We start from the raw sequence: 17,969 nt of genomic DNA, 5'->3' as shown, positions 1-17,969 counted from the left end.
ATGGAAGATATGCAAGAAATACTTGAAGACTTTTTGGTTGAAGCTTTTGAGCTTGTTGAGCAAATCGACCATGATTTAGTAGAGCTTGAATCAAATCCAGAAGATTTAGAATTATTAAATAGAATTTTCCGTGTTGCACATACGGTTAAAGGATCATCAAGTTTCTTAAATTTTGATGTTTTAACAAAGTTAACTCACCACATGGAAGATGTTTTAAACAAAGCAAGACATGGCGAGTTAAAAATAACTCCAGATATCATGGATGTAGTTTTAGAGTCTATTGATAGAATGAAAACTTTGCTTAATTCCATTCGTGATAATGGCAACGATACTGCTATTGGTATGGATATAGAACCAATTTGCGCAAGATTAACAGCTATTTCAGAGGGAGAGTCTCCTGTTGCGGCAAAAGATTCAAATGAAAAATCTACTCCACAAGCAGAACCAGAAGCACCAAAACAAGAAACAACTACTCCTGAACCTGAAGTAGATGTTAATCAATTAAGTGATTCTGAAGTTGAAGCTGAAATAGAAAGACTTTTAAAAGTTAGAAAAGCTGAAGATCAAGCTCGTCGCGCACAAAAGAAACAAACAACAAATGCGGTACCTAAACCGACTAACAATACAGCAAATAAACCTGCGGAAAGTGGAGAGAAAAAAGTTCCTGCTTCAGGTAGTAATGCTAGCAGTATGGATCAAACCATACGCGTGGAGGTAAAAAGATTAGATCACTTAATGAATCTAATTGGGGAGCTTGTTTTAGGTAAAAACCGTTTGCTTAAAATTTACGATGATGTTGAAGAGCGTTATGAAGGAGAAAAATTCCTTGAAGAACTTAATCAGGTTGTAAGTCAATTAAGTATTATTACAACTGATGTTCAGCTTGCTGTAATGAAAACAAGAATGCAACCTATAGCAAAAGTTTTCAATAAATTCCCAAGAGTTGTTCGTGATTTGAGTCGTGAATTAGGAAAGCAAATAGAACTTGAAATTACAGGTGAAGAAACTGAACTTGATAAATCTATTGTAGAGGAAATTGGCGATCCTATCATGCATATGATTAGAAATTCATGTGACCATGGTGTTGAGGATCCAGCAACTCGTGCAGCGAATGGAAAACCTGAAAAAGGTATAGTCCAACTTAAAGCTTATAATGAGGGCAATCACATCGTTGTAGAAATTACAGATGATGGTAAAGGACTTGATCCAAATGGCTTAAAAGCAAAAGCTATAGAGAAAAATTTGATTACCGAAAGAGAAGCAGATCAAATGACAGACAAAGAAGCTTTTGCTTTGATTTTCAAACCTGGTTTTTCAACTGCGGCTAAAGTAACAAATGTTTCAGGTCGTGGCGTAGGAATGGATGTTGTTAAAACCAACATCGAAAAACTAAATGGGGTAATTGAAATTGATAGTGAGTTAGGTAAAGGAAGTTCATTTAAACTTAAAATTCCTCTTACCTTGGCAATCATTCAATCTTTACTTGTAGGAACTCAAGAGGAATTCTATGCAATTCCACTTGCAAGCGTTCTTGAAACAGTTAGAGTGCCAATTGATGATATCTATACTATCGAAGGTAAAAATGTATTACGCTTAAGAGATGAAGTGCTTTCCCTTGTGAGACTTTCAGATGTATTTGGAGTTAAACAAGTCCTTGAAAGCGGTGATCAAACTTATGTCGTTGTTATAGGGGTAGCAGAAAGCAAGCTTGGTATTATAGTAGATACTCTTGTAGGACAAGAAGAAATAGTTATTAAATCTATGGGTGATTATTTACAAAATATCCAAGGTATAGCAGGAGCTACAATCCGTGGTGATGGTAGAGTGACATTAATCATCGATGTAGGTGCTATGATGGATATGGCCAAAGAAATTAAAGTTGATATTAAAGCGCAATTAGAATCAAGTGCGAAAAAACCTAAAGAACAACCAAGTGACTATAAAGTCTTAATTGTAGATGATTCTAAAATGGATAGAACTTTAATGCAAAAAGCTTTAGAACCGCTAGGAGTTAGTTTAATTGAAGCAACAAATGGTGTTGAAGCATTGAATATTATAAAATCTGGCGAACATGATATTGATGCAATGCTTATAGATATCGAAATGCCAAGAATGGATGGATACACCTTAGCTGGTGAAATTAGAAAGTATTCTAAATATCGTAACTTACCACTCATTGCAGTTACTTCAAGAACAAGTAAAACTGATCGCTTAAGAGGTGTTGAAGTGGGTATGACTGAATATATCACTAAACCTTATTCTCCAGAATACTTGGAAAATGTGGTTAGAAAAAATTTGAAACTAGGATAAGAATATGAGTAATGAAAAATTAGAGCAAATTTTGCAAAAACAGCAAACTCAGATGGCTGGTCCTGATGTCGATCAAAGAGAAGATGATATCATCCAACTTGTCGGCTTTGTAGTTGGAGATGAGGAATATGCGATTCCAATTCTTAATATACAAGAAATCATTAAACCTATAGAATATACTAGAGTTCCTAGTGTACCTGATTATGTTCTAGGGGTTTTTAATATGCGTGGTAATGTTATGCCACTCATTGATCTAGCTCAACGCTTTCATTTAGGAAGTTCTAAAATGACACCTCAAACAAGATATATTGTTTTAAGAGGTGAGACAAATGGAACTGGAGTTGGGGGAAATGCTGGTTTTGTTATAGATAGATTAACTGAAGCAATTAAAATTCACAGAAACAGAATCGATCCACCACCTGAAACTTTAGTTAAAGACAAAGGTATGATTTATGGTATAGGAAAAAGAGATGAAAATATCTTAACTATACTCAAAGTAGAAGCTTTACTTAAGCGCGAATTTTAATGATTAAACTTTGTGTTTTTGACTTTGACGCTACTTTAATGGATGGTGAAACCATCGATATTTTAGCTACAGCGCATGGCAAGGGTAATCAAACAAGCGAAATTACCCGCCATGCCATGACTGGAGAGCTTGATTTTTTCGAAAGTCTTCAAAAACGAGTAAGCCTTTTAAAAGGTATGTCTTATAAAAAAGTTTTAGAATTAGGTAGCACACTTCCACTAATGCATGGAGCACATGAACTTATCCAATATTTAAAATCTAAAAATATACAAATTGTTATTTTTAGCGGTGGTTTTCATGAAGGCATAGATCCTGCTATGCAAAAACTTGGAATTAACCTTGGTTTTGCAAATTATCTGCATCATAAAAATGACATTTTAACAGGGCTAGTTGGTGGGGAAATGATGTTTTCAAATTCAAAAGGCTTAATGCTACAACGATTAAAAAGCTTTTTAAATTTGAAAACAGATGAAGTGATGTGTGTTGGCGATGGGGCAAATGATTTGGCAATGTTTAACGAAAGTGGATTAAAGATTGCATTTTGTGCTAAAGAAATTTTACGTTCCAAAGCTGATATTTGCATAGATATAAAAGACTTAAAAGAAATAATAAAGGTAATATAATGAAAAATTTTTCTCTTTGGTGTGATTTTATAGAAAATAGTTTTTTAGATAATGAATTTTTAAATTTATTATCACATGGAATTAATGGTGCTACTTCAAATCCTGCTATTTTTAAAAATGCTATTTTAAATTCTCCAATTTATAAAGATAAAATTCTTAAATTAAAAGGAAAAAAAACAAAAGATATTTATGAAGAATTAGCAATTTCTGATATTCAAAAAGCAGCTGATAAATTAGCTCCTCTTTTTTATCAAAAAAACGATGGATTTATAAGTATTGAAATAGATCCAAGACTTCATGATAACACGACTCTTAGTTTAGGCGAAGCTAAAAGACTTTATAGTGCTATTAACAAAGAAAATGTAATGATTAAAATTCCAGCTACAAAAGCTTCTTATGAAGTAATGTATGAACTTATGAAAAATGGTATTAGCGTCAATGCTACCTTAATTTTTTCTCTTGAACAAAGTCAAAAATGTTTTGAAGCTTTAAATGCAGGTTTAGTCGAATTTAGAAAAAACAATATAGCCTTAAAAGAACAAAATACTAGAACACCACAAGCTGTTATAAGTATTTTTGTAAGTCGTTTTGATAGACTTTTAAATCCTAAAGCCAAAGAGCAAAATCGTATTGGAATTTTAAATGCAAATTTAGCTTATAACAATATCTACTCAAAAAATGAACCTAATATTCGCACCTTGTTTGCAAGCACTGGAGTTAAAGGAGATGATCTGCCAAAAGACTATTATATCAAAGAACTTCTTTTTGAGAATTCTGTTAATACTGCTCCTCTTGATGCAATAGAGGCATTTAAAGGAAAAATGGATTTTAAAAAACCTTTAATGAATTTTGAAATTTATACAGAACTTAATCAAATCATTTCTCAAAGTGAACGAGAAAAAGCTTGCAATGATTTGTTAAGCGATGGCATAGAGCAATTTTGTATTGCTTTTGAAGATATTTTAAAAGCTCTTTAATTAACGTATTTTTATCATTTTATTCTTTGAAAGTTTTAATATTTTTGATGGGATATTTTCGAAAAATTTCTCATCAAGTATTATATCAGCAACACTTCTAGCCCATTCTTCATCAAATTCTTTTCCATGCTTGTTTGCCGAAGATGAATAAAAATAGCCATTTTTACTTAAAAAATTCGCATGTTTACACTCTTTCACAATACGAATGGCCTGATTATTTGGATAAATAAAAGTTGTTTTTTTAGAACGACGTACTAAATTTTTAAAAGATTTTGGAATTCTTGCCAAACTTTTTAACTCGCAAAATTTCGCAGAAGTGATTAAGCAAGGTTGATTTTTATCTCTACCTTTTAAAGCATTAATCTCTTCTAAATTTTTACTTAAAAATCCTACCGTAGTATCTGTTTGAGCTAAATAAATCAATATTTAAGCCACTCTTGCAAACTCTTTACATCTAGGCAAGATTTACTCTGTATAGCTTTAATCGATTTTGCACCTGCTAAAGCTGATCGTAAATTTGTAAAATAAGGTATTTTAAAACGAATAATATTTTCACGAATTTTTTTCGTATCACCTTTAAAACTGTGATTATCACTTGTATTGATAACTAAGTGAATTTCTCCATTTTTCAATTTATCTTCAACATTGGGGCGTCCTTCTGAAATTTTATGCACAAGCTCACACTCAAAACCACTTTCTAAAATTTCCTTGCAAGTCCCCCCAGTTGCCATAAGCTTAAAGCCAAGCTTTACATATTCTGCGGCGATTTTTTTGGTATATTTTTTATCCTTATCTTTTAAGGAGATAAATACCACGCCTTGCTCTGGAAGATGATTAAACGATGCGATTTGACTTTTTGCGTAAGAATTTGCAAAATCCTTGCTTATACCCATAACTTCACCCGTTGAACGCATTTCAGGGCCTAATTCTAAATCACTTCCGCTAAGTTTTGCAAATGGAAATACTGCTTCTTTTACGCTCATATATTTTGGAGTTTTAGGGCGTAAAATTTTAGTATCAAAATTAACCACTTTGAAAGTATCATAAAATTTTAAAGCTTCTTTTAAATTTCCTTGCCACATCACACGCGTTGCCACTTTTGCTAAAGGAATACCCGTAGCTTTACTAACAAAAGGCACAGTACGACTAGCTCTAGGATTTACTTCTATCATATAAAGCTCATTATTATGTAAAGCAAATTGTATATTTAAAAGCCCTACAACTCCTAAATTTAAAGCAATATCTGCTGTTTTTTGTGCAATAAATTCTTGCATTTTTTCATCGATATTACAAGGTGGTAAAGAACAAGCACTATCACCTGAATGAATTCCTGCTTCTTCTATATGCTCCATAATTCCTGCCACATAAACATCTTTGCCATCACAAATCGCATCAACATCAATTTCTGTAGCATTGTCTAAAAACTGATCGATCAAAACAGGACTTTTATCGCTTACATCCACAGCTTCTTGCATATAGAGTCTAAGTTCAGCCTCATCATTTACCACACGCATCGCACGCCCACCTAAAACATAACTTGGTCTTACAAGCACAGGATATCCTATATCACTAGCCTTAAGCACTGCTTCTTCCACGCTTATTGCAGTGGAATTTTTTGGCTGATTGATGCCTAATTTTGTAATAAATTCGGCAAATTTCTTTCTATCTTCTGCCATATCAATTACTCTTGCACTAGTACCTATAATTTTAGCTCCAAAAGCACTCAAACGCTTAGCAAATTTCAAAGGAGTTTGTCCACCAAAATGCACAATCACTCCATCAGGTTTTTCACGCTCAATCACCACTCTTAAATGTTCAAAATCAATAGGCTCGAAATACAAAATATCGCTTGTATCGTAGTCAGTCGAAACGGTTTCAGGATTGCAATTATACATAATAGTTTTAATACCCATATCTTTAAGCGCAAAAGAAGCATGTACGCAAGCATAGTCAAATTCTATACCTTGTCCTATGCGGTTTGGCCCCCCGCCTATAATCATCACTTTTTTTTCTTTTTTATCCTTAGCATCGTTTTTACTTTGAGTGAGTTCGCTTACATTAATACTTGAATAAAGATAAGGAGTTAAGGCTTCAAATTCACCCGCACAAGTATCCACTTCACTAAATTCTGCGATGATTTTTTGCTTCATTCTTGCATAATAAATATCATTTTGGCTTAATTCTAAATTATCTTTCAAATTTACAAGCAGGGCTATCATTTTATCTGAAAAGCCCATAGTTTTTGCTTTTCTCAAAAGAGCTTTATTGTTTAAAATATCCATATCAATTTGCTCTTCAAAATCTACAATTTCTTTAATCTGTGTTAAAAACCAAGGATCTATTTTACAAAGCTCATAAAGTTCTTCTACGCTAAAACCTTCCCTAAAAGCTTGAGCAACATAAAGCAAACGCTTTTCATTGGCATTGCGAATTTTAAAAACAAGATCATTTCTATCTTCAAATTTTACTCTATCAAAACCACTCAAAGAACGCTCAAGAGAACAAAGTGCTTTTTGTATACTTTCTTTAAAAGTGCGTCCTATAGCCATTACCTCACCCACACTTTTCATAGCTGTACCTAAAGTTGTGTTTGCTCCTGGAAATTTTTCAAAAGTAAAGCGAGGAATTTTTGTTACGATATAATCAATCACAGGCTCGAAAGATGCAGGAGTTCCTGTAATATCGTTTTTAATCTCATCTAAACTAAAGCCTACTGCCAAAAGTGTCGCAACCTTTGCTATAGGATAGCCCGTTGCCTTAGAAGCTAAAGCACTTGATCTTGAAACTCTTGGATTCATTTCTATAACTATCATTCTTCCATTTTTTGGGTTGATAGCAAACTGCACATTACTTCCGCCTGTATCTACGCCAATTTCACGCAAAATAGCAAAAGAAGCATTACGCATAACTTGATATTCTTTATCCGTCAAAGTTAATGCTGGAGCTATTGTAATACTATCTCCTGTATGAACTCCCATAGGATCGATATTTTCTATACTACAAACTATGATACAATTATCCGCTCTATCGCGTATAACTTCCATTTCATATTCTTTCCAACCCAACAAACTTTCTTCAATCAAAATTTCATGGATAGGCGATAAAGCTAAAGCAGTATTGGCAAGTTCTTTAAATTCGTCCATATTATAAACCACACCACTTCCAGCACCTCCTAAAGTATAAGAAGCACGGATCATCAAAGGAAAGCCAATTTCATCTACAGCTTTTAAAGCTTCATCATAATTATACGCATACATCGATTTTGGTAAATCCATGCCGATTTTTTTCATACATTCTTTAAAGACCTGACGATCTTCACCTTTTTTAATCACCTCAGGGTTTGCACCTAAAAATTTCACATCTCCTAAAAGTCCACTTTCATAAACTTCCATAGCAACATTTAACGCTACTTGTCCACCCATGGTTGGTAAAATTGCATCAATTTTTTCTTTTTTAATAATACTTAAAATACTTTCTTTTGTTATGGGTTCTATATAAGTCGCATCTGCAAATTCGGGATCTGTCATGATGGTTGCAGGATTTGAGTTAATTAATACTACACGATATCCTAATTCTTTTAAAGTCTTTGCGGCTTGAGTTCCAGAATAATCAAATTCACAAGCTTGTCCTATCACAATAGGACCACTTCCTATAAGTAAAATACTTTTAATATCTGTTCGTTTTGGCATAAATTTTCCTAAGAGCATAAATTTGGGCTGATTATAACAAAAATTAGTTTTATAAACTTTGAAATTATCGATATAATTTTAAAAAATAAACACTCTGCTTTTAATCTAGGAAATAATACATAAAGAAATTTAAGATTTTTTATAAAATTCTCATTCGATTATAAAAATTTATTTGATAATTTAATAAAATTTTTAGCATTAAACAAAGTTATAATAATTAGCAAAAATATAGAAATTTTTTTAAAAAGTCTAATCCTTGACTTATAAATTATCTACTACATATAAATAAGCAGGAATACTAATCTTAACATAAGGCTTTACTTCTACACTTTGATACATATCTTCATCATCAATTCTATTCACAATCCCAACAGGTATATCTGAAAAGAAAATATTATCAAGTCCACTTGTTAAAATTTCATCTCCGATATTAATTTTTGCCCATTTTGGAATAAATTTAACCACAATCCTGCCATCTTCACCTTGGATTAAACCTGGAGCTTTGGATTTTCCTATATAAACAGAAAAAACACACTGATCATCACCTTGTAAAAGAGCCATTGCTCTACCATTTTTATTAATAGCTATACCTGCGGTATATCCTTGATATATCAAACCACGATTTTTACCAACGGGAATTTTGCTCCAATCTAACCATAATTTTTTATAATCATTCAATTGAACATAAGAAATAACTCTAGTTAAAGAAACTTGAGGTAAATATTTTGTAGAATTTTGATCCTCTAAAATACGATTTAATTGATTTGCAAAACTAGTTACCTTTACAGCAATATCTTCTAATTCTTTATTTCTAGCTTTTAGTTGCTGAATTTGATTTGCTTGATTAAAGTGTTCTGAAATTTTTTCTCCTAAATAATCTTTAATATTATAAAAATTACCTATAACAAAATCATTAACACGGAGAACATTTTGCTTAATAAGTCCTCCATAATAAAAAGATATAAAAACCAAAAAGGCTAAGACAAGAACATAAAAAATCTTATTCTTCATTGGTTAATTGTTGTAATAATGAAATTTCCTCTAAAGCTTTACCTGTTCCTTTTGCTACAGCTAAAAGCGGTTCATCTGCGATATAAACTGGCAAACGTACAATTTCACTTAAGTATTTATCAAGACCACGAATCAATGCTCCGCCACCTGTTAAAACTACACCATTTTCTACTATATCACTTGCTAAATCAGGCGGCATCATTTCAAGAACCATTTTTAAAGCATCAGCAATTTCTTTTAAATACTCACGCATCGCTTCTCTTACATCTTCGCTTGTAAGTTCAATACGACTTAAAAGTCCACTTACTTGATCGCGTCCTTTTACCACCATAGAAAGCTCTTTTGGAAGTTGTATTGCTGAACCTATAGTGATTTTGATCTCTTCGCCTGTTCTTTCACCTATGATAAGATTGTATTTTTCTTTTACATAATTAACTATACTCATATCAAGCTTATCTCCAGCCGTACGAATAGACTTTGAAATCACAAGTCCACCCAAAGAAATCACTCCAATCTCAGTAGTTCCACCCCCTATATCTACTACCAAATTTCCTTTAGGCTCTTGTATAGGTAAACTTGCACCAATAGCTGCTGCCATAGGCTCTTCAATCAAAAATACCTCTCTTGCACCTGCGCTTAAAGCACTTTCTCTTACCGCTTTTCTTTCTACTTGAGTTAAACCATAAGGAACAGAAATGATAATTCTAGGGCGTAAAAAACTTTTTCTACGGTGTGTTTTTTCTATAAAATAGCGGATCATTTTTTCAGTCATATCAAAATCTGCAATCACGCCATCTTTCATAGGACGAATAGCTTCGATATTGCCTGGAGTTTTTCCCACCATATCTTTAGCTTCTTTACCTACGGCTAAAATTTTTGCTTTGGAACCATACCTTTCTCTTTCAACTGCCACAACAGAAGGCTCATTTATCACTATACCCTTATCTTTTACCAAAACTAGCGTATTAGCTGTTCCTAAATCAATCCCCATATCACTAGAAAAAAATCCTATAAGCTGATCTAATATCATTTCTATCCTTTTTAACTTATTTTTCTTTTTATTAATAATGCCTTTGCATTGTCTTTAACAACTTCTTTGGTTATTACAATATCATAGTCTTTATACTCTGGTAACTCAAACATTAAATCTATCATCATTTCTTCTATAATACTTCTAAGCCCCCTAGCCCCTGTTTTTCTCTCCAATGCAAGTTGTGCGATAGCTCTTAGAGCATCTTCCTCAAATTTTAAATTCACTCCATCAATAGCAAAAAGCTTTTGATATTGCTTAATAATGGCATTTTTAGGCTCAGTTAAAATTCTTACCATATCTTCTTCATTAAGCTCATTTAAAGATGCAATCACATGCAAACGACCTATAAGCTCAGGAATCAAACCAAAATGCACCAAATCATCAGGTTCAATTTTCTCAAGTAAAGCTTTATTTTCTTCTTTTGCATCATCAAAAAAGCCCACAACTTTATCGCCAAGTTTTCTTTTTAAGATAGTTTCCAAACCATCAAAAGCTCCACCACAAACAAATAAAATATTTGAAGTGTCAATTTGTATAAACTCTTGATTTGGATGTTTTCTTCCCCCTTTTGGTGGAATATTTACCAAACTTCCTTCGATAATCTTAAGTAAAGCTTGCTGCACACCCTCTCCACTTACATCACGAGTAATAGAACGATTTTCACTCATTCTAGCAATTTTATCAATCTCATCAATAAAAACTATACCTTTTTGAGCTCTTTGCACATCTCCATCTGCAGCTTGTAAAAGACGTGTTAAAATATTTTCCACATCCTCACCTACATATCCTGCTTCAGTTAAAGAAGTTGCATCACAAATTGCTATAGGTACATCTAAAAATTTAGCTAAAGTTTGCGCCAATAAAGTTTTTCCACTTCCTGTTGGCCCAACAAGTAAAATATTTGACTTAAAAAGCTCTGTATCATCATCTTGAAGTTCGGCTTTAAAAAGTCTTTTATAATGATTGTATACTCCAACACTAAAAACTTTTTTAGCTCTATCTTGTCCTATGACATAACGATCTAGATAAGCTTTTAATTCTTTTGGAGTGATATCTTTAAATTCTGTATTATGGCTTTGTTTAGGTTCTTTAAATTCTTTTTCTTCTCCATAAATAATACTATAAGCACCTTCAACGCAATATTCACAAATAAAAGCATCATCATTTTCATTTGCTAAAATTCTTCTTTGTGGATTCTCCACTTCATTGCAAAAACTACATTTTCTAGGCATTATTTTTACCCCTATAGATAGGAATTCCGCGCTTTGTTTCTAATATAAAATGGCACATTTTTTTAACATTTTCACTTTCTTGATTTTCAAGCAAATTTTTAGCATTTTCTTTTAAATCTCCTTGTCTAAATAAAGTTTTAAAAGCTCTGCTAAGTCTATCTACTTCATCTTTATCAAAACGACGACGAATACCTACTAAATTTAAACTTCTAATACTTGCACGATTTCCTTCTGCTAAACAAAACGGTACTATATCCTGAGAAAGTGCACTTGCTCCTGCTATCATACAACCCTCACCTACTTTGACAAATTGATGAATAGGTGTAAGCCCGCCTACAACCGTAAAATCTCCAAGCTCTACATGTCCTGCTAAAGTTGCATTATTAGCTAAAATAATATTATTACCTAAAAGACAATCATGAGCAATATGACAATAAGCCATAATAAAAGCATTATCGCCTATACGAGTAAAACCATCTCCTTTAGCTGTACCTGAATTTATCGTTGCAAATTCTCTAATAGTTGCATTTTTTCCTATAACAACACCGCTTTTTTGCTCTTCTTTATAAGATATATCCTGAGGAATATCACCTACTATAGCATAAGAAAATACACGAGAATGATCACCTATAGTTGTATCTGAAAGAATTCGAGCACCTTGTTTGATGACAACATCATTACCTATTTTAGCATCTTTGCTTACATAGGCATAAGCTTCTATTACAACATCGTCACCAAGTTGTGCACCCTCTTCAATCACCGCACTTGGATGAATTTTTTTCATTATTTATCCACTATCATAGCTTTAAGCTCGGCCTCTGCAACTAAATTTCCATCTACAAAAGCTTGCCCTTTAAAAATCCACATATTACCACGATTTTTAACCACGCTCATTTCATAATCAAGCCTATCTCCAGGACGCACAGGATTTCTAAATTTTGCTCCATCTATGCCTGTGAAATAAACCACTTTACTTTTTGGATCCACTTTATCTTCCATACTTTCAAAAGCTAAAACTCCACCTGTTTGAGCCATACCTTCTAAAATCAAAACTCCAGGATAAATAGGATGCCCTGGAAAATGTCCCATAAAAACATGGTCACTTATACTGATGTTTTTATATCCTCGCACCACTTCTTTAACTTTTAATTCTGTAATTTTATCTACTAGTAAAAAAGGATAACGGTGTGGTAAGATTTCTTGAATTTGCATTACATCTATCATTATTAAATTAACCTTGAAAACAATTAAAAATTTTATTATATAAAAAAATCATTAAAAATTACATTAACAAAAAAAGTTTTTCTTAATAAATTTCTTAAATTTCTACAAGCACCTCTTGATTATCATGATAAATTTCACTTTTTGCTATCACTTCATATCTTGAAGGTAAAATATTTTCAAGGATGATAATAGGGCTAAGATTATAAGTTCCAAACAATTTATTGCGCCATTTAATTTCTGCTTGCACACTCAAAGGTCTTTTTAAAAAATCTTCAAAATTTTTCCATTTATTTTTAAAAAATGTATTAAAACGCCAAAATTCTACAAAAACCATTTCATCTTTGGTGCTTCTATAAAAACCTTCTTTTAAATTCTGTTTTAAGCTTTCTTCATTTAAAGAAAATCTTGTATAAGCGTTTTTAAAATGCGAATAAAATAAAATATGAGATTTAACAGGCTTTTTATCTAATTTTATCAAAGCGCTTAAAAGACGATAATTTAAAAATTTCTCTCTTAAAATTTCAAATTTTATACCCTTTTTTTCCCATAAAACTACTTTTTTATAAAGAGCTATTCTTGCTTCTATACTTGCAGGTAAAATTTGCTTATTTACAGAAGACATTAATTCATCAATGAAATTCTTATCTTGTTTTTGTTTTTTAAGTCCATAAATACAACCACAATAATTTTGATGATAGAGCATTTCTTTTTTTGCTAAAGCAAACTGCCTTTGAGTGCCGCCATTTTTACGAAAATCAGGAGCTAAAAACTCTACCCCATAAGGCTCACATTCTTTTTGTAAAGCATTTTTTAACTGTTCTAAATCTTTTTTAGGGCTAGTTAAAAGCGTAGTAGTAAGCTTTTTTTCTCCTATTTTAGCAGCAAATTTAACACTAGATCCCATTCTTACATCAAAGCAAATTTCACACCTTGCACCCTTTTCAGGCTCATCTTCATAACCACGCACAGCATTAAGCCATTTTTCATACTCATACTCACCTTTATAAAGCTTGATACCAAGTTTATCACAAGATCTTTTTACATCTAAAAATCTTAGTTCGTATTCGCTTAAAGGATGGATATTTGGATCATAAAAATATCCTATGATTTTTTCATTAGGATAAGTTTTTCTAAGTTCTTCAATAAAATAATGACTATCTACGCTACAACAAATATGTACTAGCATTAAAGACTTTCAAGCACTTTTAAAGCATGATCTTTTACACGAACATTACTATAAATTTGGGCAATCTTACCTGTTTCATCGATAACAAAAGTAGAACGAATAAGACCTTCGTATTCTTTTCCGTAATTTTTCTTAAGCCCCCAAGCTCCATAAACTTTAGCAACTTCTTTTTCACTATCGCTAAGTAAAGTATGTTTTAAATCAAATTTAGAGATAAATTTTTCATGACTTGCCACGCTATCAGGACTGATACCAATAATCACTGCATTTTTACCACCAAATTTATCATAATTTGCACTAAAATCACAAGCTTCTGTAGTGCAACCTGGGGTATTATCTTTTGGATAAAAATACAAAATCACCTTTTTGCCAATAAAATCTTTTAATGCTATTTTTACCCCATCTTGATTTAAAAGCTCAAACTGAGGCGCTTTATCTCCTATGTTTAAACTCATTTACTTGCCTTTGCTTTAATAGCTTCAACGCTTTCTCCGCCAAAGCCTATGTCATAATTTTCCACATCTTCTAAAACCACCACAACTCTTTCTCTACTTTTATTATATTTCGTGCTTAAAAGTTCGGTAATATCAGCTATAAGTTCCGCTTTTTGTTCCTTGCTTAAAGACGGCTTTGCTAATTTAATATTTACCAATGGCATAATTTCTCCTTTTTAACGATAATTTTTCATAATTATTTCAAAAAATACCTAATATTTTTTTTAACAAAAAACCTTAATTTAATAAAAGCTTATTGTTAGTATATTTTTGATAAAATCCCGATTTATTCTTAAAATAATATTTTTTAAGAAATAAACAACTATAAAAGGTAAAAAATGATCTCAGCAGATAAAATTTGGATGGATGGAAAATTAGTTGATTTTAAAGATGCAACTTTGCACTTTTTAACCCATTCTTTGCATTATGGCAATGCTGTTTTTGAAGGAACTAGAGCCTATAAAACAGATAAAGGCTTAGCAATTTTCAGACTTGAAGATCACACCAAAAGACTTTTAGAGTCTGCAAAAATTACTCTTTTAAATTGTCCTTTTTCTCAAAAAGATCTTGAAAATGCACAAATTGAACTCTTAAAAGCAAACAATTTTCAAAGCAATGTCTATATCCGTCCTTTGATTTTTTTAGGTGATGGAGTTATGGGACTTTATCATATAAAAGCTCCTGTAAGAGTTGGGATTGCAGCTTGGGAATGGGGTGCTTACCTTGGAGAAGAAGGTTTAGAAAAAGGCATAAAAGTAAAAATTTCGTCTTTTGCAAGAAATAGTGTTAAATCATGCATGGGAAAAGCTAAAGCAAGTGCGAATTATCTTAACTCTCAAATTGCAAAATTTGAAGCTATTGAAGCAGGCTATGAAGAAGCTTTGATGCTTGATGAAGAAGGTTTTATCGCAGAAGGAACAGGAGAATGTTTCTTTATTGTAAAAGATGGGGTTTTAATCACGCCTCCAAATGATTTTTCTTTAAAAAGCATTACTCAAGATACAGTGCTTAAAATCGCTCATGATCTTGGTGTCACTGTGCTTCGCCAAAGAATTTCAAGAGATGAAGTTTATACTGCCGATGAAGCATTTTTTACCGGAACAGCCGCTGAAATCACTCCTATTAACAATATCGATGCAAGAATAATAGGAAATGGTTTAAGAGGATCTGTAACTAAAAAACTTCAAGATGCTTATTTTGATGTAGTTTATGGACGCAATGAAAAATACGCATCTATGCTAACTTATATTTAAAAAAGGAAATAAATGCCAGCTGATTTGAATGATTATTTCAATAAAAAAAATGGAAATTCTAACAATAACGGAAACAACAACCGTCAAAATTTCAATTTCAAAGCACCAGAATTTAATTTTAAAGGTTTTGGAAAATTCTCTCCATTTGTTTATGGAGTGATTATTATTATCTTATTTTTAATCGTTGCAAAACCTTTTATGGTGATAAATTCTGGGGAAATGGGGATTAAATCAACAACAGGTAAATATGACCCAAATCCATTAGAACCAGGACTTCACTTTTTCTTACCTTTTGTACAAAAAATAACCATAATCGATACTAGAGTAAGACAAATCAACTATGCTTCTATAGAGGGAAGTAATGAAAATTTATCTTCAGGTTCAGGTGTTATTAATAAAAATAGTATTTCTGTACTTGATTCTCGTGGATTGCCTGTATCTATTGATGTTACAGTGCAATACCGTTTAAATCCTTTGCAAGTTCCTCAAACCATAGCTACTTGGAGCTTAAATTGGGAAAATAAAATTATCGATCCAGTTGTTCGTGATGTAGTGCGAAGTGTTGTAGGAAAATATACAGCCGAAGAACTTCCTACTAATCGTAATACAATAGCCGCTCAAATAGAAGAAGGTATAAGAAAAACCATAGAAGCCCAACCAAACGAACCTGTAGAACTTCGCGCTGTACAACTTAGAGAAATTATTTTACCTTCAAAAGTAAAAGAACAAATCGAACGCGTGCAAATTGCAAAACAAGAGGCTGAAAGAACTAAATATGAAGTAGAAAGAGCTAATCAAGAAGCCTTAAAAAAAGCTGCTTTAGCTGAAGGGGAAGCAAATGCAACCATAATCAGTGCCAAAGGTAAAGCTATGGCTGTTAAAATAGAAGCAGATGCACAAGCTTATTCTAACAAAGAAATCGCAAACAGCTTAAACACTCCTTTGCTAAATTTAAAGCAAATTGAAACTCAAAAAGAATTTAATGAAGCTTTAAAAGTCAATCAAGATGCTAAAATTTTCTTAACTCCAGGTGGAGCAGTGCCAAACATTTGGGTTGATACCAAAGATGCTAAAAAGCAAAGTTCTGCCAACATGAACTAAAAGGATACGCAAGTGGAAAAACTAAGAGAAATCGTGCTTTTTTACACTACTCATTTATATTTAGTAGATTATATGCTGATTTTATTAGTTTTTTTTCTCTTCACTTGTGTTTTACTTCTTTGTGTATTTTTACGCCATAGACCTATAGCAGCACTTTTTATTATTGCATTTGATATTATTATTTGTTTTTTAGTTTATATCTATGGGTATAAACTAATAGACAATGAAATAAGAACTCGAAAAACCGCTATTACAGATCAAAAAATAATACAAAGCTCAAATGATTTAATTGTTGATTTTAACATTACAAATAATTCAAAAAATAATTTTAAAGAATGCAAAATTACAGCTAAAATTTTTGCAGATAAAATACCTAATGATAATATCATAGAAGAATATAAAAAGAAATTTATCCCTTTTAGACAAAAAAGTAGAGAAATTAAAGATCTAAAGAAAAATGCAACCCAATTTCAAAGAATTGCTTTTGAAAATTTTAACTATGAAAATAACTATACCATACGCTTAGTTTCGGAGTGTTTTTAATGCATTTTACAATTTTTCATATTATAGCTTTTATTATTTTACTTATTTGCTTTGCCTTGATTTGTATTTTAATCTTTCTAAAAGTCGAACAGAAAGAAATGGCTTTGATTTCTTATACCATAGCTACTATTTTTATCGCACTTTTGATATATTCTATTTTTCTAACAATCAATCAATTCACCACTCAAGCCGATCTTAGCAAACTAACCTACACAAGAGATCTGAGACATGAAAGTGTTATCGTAAGCGGAAAGGTCCAAAATCTTACTAAATTTGAAATCAGAAAATGCTATTTGATGCTTAGCATATTAAACCAAAAAAAAGCAGGGGGAGAAATTTTCAATGATAAAAATATCCGCAATGCCAAAATGCAAAATACAAGTGTTTCTTACACTATAGAAATTATAGACAAACTTCCAGGTAATGCTTATAAAGAATTTAGAGCGAGTGTTCCTTTTCCTCCAAGTTTTGATAACCCTGAATTTTATCACACTCTAAAATGTATTTGATTTAAAAAATATACTTAATATTAACAATTAGAATTTGTCTATATCACAATTTCATTAAATCTTAAAGAATTAAACATATATTATTTTATAGAGATAACTAGCTTTTTAGCTAGTTATCTAAGATTAAAACCTCTTCTTCTTAACATCTTCTAAGATATTATTAGCTATATCACTTACTGTACTAGAAATAATAGCTGATTCATTAGCAATCTCAACATTATCTTTAGTAGTTTGATCAATTTGTGCTACGCTATCATT

18 protein-coding genes and 1 pseudogene are annotated in these 17,969 nt (G+C 31.8%); 8 read left to right on the top strand and 11 right to left on the bottom strand.

Going from position 1 to position 17,969, the window contains the following annotated elements; all coding sequences use genetic code 11:
* Genes ELQ05_RS03985 through ELQ05_RS03970 form a run of 4 tightly spaced genes read left to right on the top strand, consistent with a single transcriptional unit; the run spans position 1 to position 4,436 of the window.
* On the top strand, positions 1–2,310 hold the full coding sequence (locus ELQ05_RS03985; protein WP_088303869.1) for a chemotaxis protein CheW: 2,310 nt from the start codon (positions 1–3) through the stop codon (positions 2,308–2,310).
* A 4-nt stretch (positions 2,311–2,314) separates the two neighbouring features.
* Positions 2,315–2,836, top strand: a complete 522-nt coding sequence (locus tag ELQ05_RS03980) for a chemotaxis protein CheW (RefSeq protein WP_002826355.1) — start codon at positions 2,315–2,317, stop codon at positions 2,834–2,836.
* The gene (serB, locus tag ELQ05_RS03975; RefSeq protein WP_088303870.1) at positions 2,836–3,459 is read left to right on the top strand and encodes a phosphoserine phosphatase SerB; all 624 of its coding nucleotides are present in this window, start codon (positions 2,836–2,838) and stop codon (positions 3,457–3,459) included. Before ELQ05_RS03980 ends, serB begins: the two co-directional genes overlap by 1 nt.
* Positions 3,459–4,436: a transaldolase gene (locus tag ELQ05_RS03970; RefSeq protein ID WP_134239959.1), complete on the top strand. Its 978-nt coding sequence runs from the start codon at positions 3,459–3,461 to the stop codon at positions 4,434–4,436. Before serB ends, ELQ05_RS03970 begins: the two co-directional genes overlap by 1 nt.
* On the opposite strand, the gene ELQ05_RS03965 is transcribed toward ELQ05_RS03970, so the two are convergent.
* The 10 genes from ELQ05_RS03965 to ELQ05_RS03920 form a co-directional block, all read right to left on the bottom strand.
* Entirely contained in the window at positions 4,437–4,859 is a 423-nt protein-coding gene (locus ELQ05_RS03965) for a hypothetical protein (RefSeq protein WP_002851686.1), read from the bottom strand.
* Positions 4,856–8,125 carry a carbamoyl-phosphate synthase large subunit gene (gene carB / locus ELQ05_RS03960; protein ID WP_134239958.1) on the bottom strand — a complete coding sequence of 1,090 codons (3,270 nt, stop codon included), beginning with the start codon at positions 8,123–8,125 and terminating at the stop codon, positions 4,856–4,858. Before carB ends, ELQ05_RS03965 begins: the two co-directional genes overlap by 4 nt.
* A gap of 261 nt (positions 8,126–8,386) precedes the next feature.
* On the bottom strand, positions 8,387–9,136 hold the full coding sequence (mreC, locus tag ELQ05_RS03955; protein ID WP_002877813.1) for a rod shape-determining protein MreC: 750 nt from the start codon (positions 9,134–9,136) through the stop codon (positions 8,387–8,389).
* Entirely contained in the window at positions 9,126–10,166 is a 1,041-nt protein-coding gene (locus ELQ05_RS03950) for a rod shape-determining protein (protein ID WP_002851700.1), read from the bottom strand. Before ELQ05_RS03950 ends, mreC begins: the two co-directional genes overlap by 11 nt.
* An 11-nt stretch (positions 10,167–10,177) precedes the next feature.
* Entirely contained in the window at positions 10,178–11,401 is a 1,224-nt protein-coding gene (gene clpX, locus ELQ05_RS03945) for an ATP-dependent Clp protease ATP-binding subunit ClpX (RefSeq protein ID WP_070316689.1), read from the bottom strand.
* Entirely contained in the window at positions 11,394–12,185 is a 792-nt protein-coding gene (gene lpxA / locus ELQ05_RS03940) for an acyl-ACP--UDP-N-acetylglucosamine O-acyltransferase (RefSeq protein WP_070316688.1), read from the bottom strand. The genes clpX and lpxA overlap by 8 nt, the downstream gene beginning before the upstream one ends.
* Positions 12,185–12,625, bottom strand: coding sequence for a 3-hydroxyacyl-ACP dehydratase FabZ (fabZ, locus tag ELQ05_RS03935; RefSeq protein WP_002851782.1), 441 nt, complete (start codon positions 12,623–12,625; stop codon positions 12,185–12,187). Before fabZ ends, lpxA begins: the two co-directional genes overlap by 1 nt.
* A 94-nt stretch (positions 12,626–12,719) precedes the next feature.
* Positions 12,720–13,811, bottom strand: coding sequence for an epoxyqueuosine reductase QueH (locus ELQ05_RS03930; protein WP_044305744.1), 1,092 nt, complete (start codon positions 13,809–13,811; stop codon positions 12,720–12,722).
* Complete coding sequence (gene bcp / locus ELQ05_RS03925; protein WP_134224785.1) at positions 13,811–14,266, bottom strand: thioredoxin-dependent thiol peroxidase; 456 nt, start codon at positions 14,264–14,266, stop codon at positions 13,811–13,813. Before bcp ends, ELQ05_RS03930 begins: the two co-directional genes overlap by 1 nt.
* Positions 14,263–14,469, bottom strand: coding sequence for a 4-oxalocrotonate tautomerase family protein (locus ELQ05_RS03920; RefSeq protein WP_070295301.1), 207 nt, complete (start codon positions 14,467–14,469; stop codon positions 14,263–14,265). Before ELQ05_RS03920 ends, bcp begins: the two co-directional genes overlap by 4 nt.
* A 174-nt stretch (positions 14,470–14,643) precedes the next feature.
* Between ELQ05_RS03920 and ilvE the strand changes: the two genes are divergently transcribed.
* Genes ilvE through ELQ05_RS03900 form a run of 4 tightly spaced genes read left to right on the top strand, consistent with a single transcriptional unit; the run spans position 14,644 to position 17,711 of the window.
* Positions 14,644–15,558, top strand: coding sequence for a branched-chain-amino-acid transaminase (gene ilvE / locus ELQ05_RS03915; RefSeq protein ID WP_070316686.1), 915 nt, complete (start codon positions 14,644–14,646; stop codon positions 15,556–15,558).
* Between the two features lie 12 nt (positions 15,559–15,570).
* Positions 15,571–16,659, top strand: a complete 1,089-nt coding sequence (locus tag ELQ05_RS03910) for a prohibitin family protein (protein ID WP_070316685.1) — start codon at positions 15,571–15,573, stop codon at positions 16,657–16,659.
* 12 nt (positions 16,660–16,671) lie between these two features.
* On the top strand, positions 16,672–17,202 hold the full coding sequence (locus tag ELQ05_RS03905) for a DUF2393 domain-containing protein (RefSeq protein ID WP_002934113.1): 531 nt from the start codon (positions 16,672–16,674) through the stop codon (positions 17,200–17,202).
* Entirely contained in the window at positions 17,202–17,711 is a 510-nt protein-coding gene (locus ELQ05_RS03900; protein WP_070316684.1) for a DUF2393 family protein, read from the top strand. The genes ELQ05_RS03905 and ELQ05_RS03900 overlap by 1 nt, the downstream gene beginning before the upstream one ends.
* A gap of 123 nt (positions 17,712–17,834) precedes the next feature.
* Here the strand turns inward: ELQ05_RS03900 and ELQ05_RS03895 are convergent.
* Positions 17,835–17,969: pseudogene (locus tag ELQ05_RS03895) on the bottom strand (methyl-accepting chemotaxis protein); the annotation flags it as partial.

Origin of the sequence: Campylobacter sp. US53 (assembly GCF_004378995.1) — a bacterium.
Taxonomy (GTDB): Bacteria; Campylobacterota; Campylobacteria; order Campylobacterales; family Campylobacteraceae; genus Campylobacter_D; species Campylobacter_D jejuni.
The sequence above is the reverse complement of the archived record's forward strand: the minus strand, read 5'-3'. Positions and strand labels throughout refer to the sequence as shown.